The 2,516-nt window shown below is 64.1% G+C and carries 1 pseudogene; it reads right to left on the bottom strand.

Annotation, left to right across the window (positions count from 1 at the left end):
* Positions 1–381 precede the first annotated feature (381 nt).
* Positions 382–2,516, bottom strand: a pseudogene (locus GZ998_RS09025) (hypothetical protein); the annotation flags it as partial.

Raw genomic sequence — 2,516 nt, 5'->3', positions numbered from 1 at the left:
CGGCTCCCATGTGCGGCGACCCTCGCGGCGCACATGGGAGCCGACCAACCTCCGCCGACCTGAAACCAAAAACGTTGAAATACCAGGCAAAAGCCGTAGGTCGGCTGGATCGGCGGGGTGGTTGAGCGTGCGCCGCGCCCGGGATGACTCACCCGGCATGCCCCTAACTACCCGCCGACCATCCACCGACCAGCGCCATCACCCACCCACACACGCACACCCGAGTTCACCCACCACACCCCCAAACCGGAAGAGCCCGTGATGTCGGACAACAAATATAGAGGAGCCCCGGTCCTCCCATGCGGTCTCGCGTTGGCGTGACTAGATGGAGGACCGGGGCAGATCGGCTGTCACCTCGAGTGAGGCAGCAACCGGATGACGTCAGTCAGTGACGCTCCTGCGGCTGCGGTGCAGGAGCAGGCCCGAGAAGACCAGGCCCGCCGCCAGCATGGTTGCCGCGGTGCCCGCGAAGCCAGTCTTGGCCAGGCTCTTGGAGGAGCCGGCGAAATTGGCGCCGGTTGTTGAACCGGCCTCCGCGCCGGGGTCCGCGGACCCGGTGGACGGCTGCGTGGCCACAGAACCGGAACCAGACGAGTCGTCCCCACCAGGAGCACCAGTACCACCTGCGGACGGACCCGCGGAAGGCTGCCCGGCGGAGCCGCCACCGGCGTTGCTCGTGGGAGCGGCGGAGGGGTCGGTGCCGGGGTCCGAGGTGCCGCCGGTCGACGCATCTGTAGGCGCGGCGCTCGGCCCAGCCGACGGGTCACCGGACGGCGCCTCGGGACCGGCCGACGAGGTATCCGTGGGCTCGTCGCCCTGCTCCGAGGTCGGCTCAGTGGACGGCTGCTCCGAGGGCTCAGCACCGGGGCCACCGGTCGGGTCCGTGCTGGGCTCGGCGGATGGGTTGGTTGACGGCTCATCCGAAGGCTCGTCCGAGGGCTCTACGGAAGGATCACCCGATGGGTCTTCGGAGGGCGTGGCAGGACCGGTGGATGGCTCACCAGACGGGTTGCTTCCCGGCGCCGCGGTCGGATCGGTCGACGGCTGGCCTGTAGGCTCAGCACTCGGCTCCGCCGTGGGACCTGTGGACGGCTCGACGGACGGCTCGACGGACGGCTCCACAGTGGGCTCCGAGGAAGGCTCAGCACCCGGCTCCGTCGTGGGGTCATCGCCCGGCTCAGGATCGGTCCCATAGAAGCCGCCCACGGCGCTCCCGGAACCATCGGGTAGTTCCGCGTGCGCCTCATAGACCACGCCATTTATCGTTACTTTGCTGAACTGAGAGACTCCGCCTTCTGAAGCATACGCGACTCTACATACATCGTCGACACTTTCAACATCAAACGCAAACACGCCATCACGATACTCGCCGTCATAGTAATAGTATCGATTATCGGCATATTCATCTACTGCGTCAGATCCTTGCAAACCACTCCGATAACAAACCACATCCAGATACGAGCCGCAAACAACTCCAGCGACTCCATCGCACAACCCTGTAACCTTATACGATGCAGCCCCAGACACAACCGCATACCAAAGCCCAAGTTGCCTTGATCCATCACCGAGAGTTCCGCGGTCAATTATCCCGGATAGACCAAGCGGCCTTCCCTCGATCTCGCCCCTTCGTCGCGGATCCCCGTTAGAGACATCATATTCGAGTTCAAACTCCTTATCGTCGGTAACTATCACGGCAGTTCTCTGACCAATTTCCGTAGCATCCGACGACTCCCATGAGCACACAAGAACAGTCAGAGTGCCGTGACTGAGATAATCATACGCTTCCGCCATCGCGTTCAGAGTACAGGACAGGAGATTGTCAGCATGAACGTAAAGATTGTCGCGCCCACTACTTTGACAGCTCCCCACAACCGTCCCGTCCGGGAGCGTCAAATCAAAACCATACCACCACACGACCAGATGGCCTACGCCGCCTATAGTCGATCCCGCATACCACTTTAGGTTGTCCGGCAGTTGAATCTGGATTTTGTCCCCCGCGTGCGGGTTGACCGCCTCCCAGGAAATCGTTAATTCAAGCTCTGCCAATGAATCGGTTGTAGCAGGCGCGGCCTTGATGTCGGTGACGGTGATGTTGTTGCGGCCGTTCTGGCCTGCCACGGTGGGCGGGGCCGGGTTCTCGGTGGGCGCGCCGGCCTGGCGGGCCGCGGTTGCCGCCTGCGCCTGCGGGGCGGCCACCTCATCGTCGGCCTGCGCTGACACACCCGCTGTGTCGGCATCCTGCTCCGCGGCGTCCTCGGCGTCAGCGGGCTCACCAGCGGCAGCATCATCCGACTCCGTCAGGACCGCATCAGCATCGGCGTCGGGGACTCCAACAGCCTGAGGCGCCTGCTGCTCTACCGCGGAATCGTCTGCGGCCTCAGGCGCGACGGGAGCCGACTCAGACGCATCATCCGACTGCGTCAGGCCTGCGCCCTCGGCGTCCTGGGCTCCTGCGGCCTGCGCCTCATCCTCGGGCGCCTCGGCCGCTACTGCTACAGCAGTATCCGCAGTCTCGC

Source organism: Actinomyces sp. 594 (assembly GCF_019325145.1).
Classification (GTDB): Bacteria; Actinomycetota; Actinomycetes; order Actinomycetales; family Actinomycetaceae; genus Actinomyces.
This window is presented reverse-complemented; position numbering and strand designations above follow the sequence as displayed.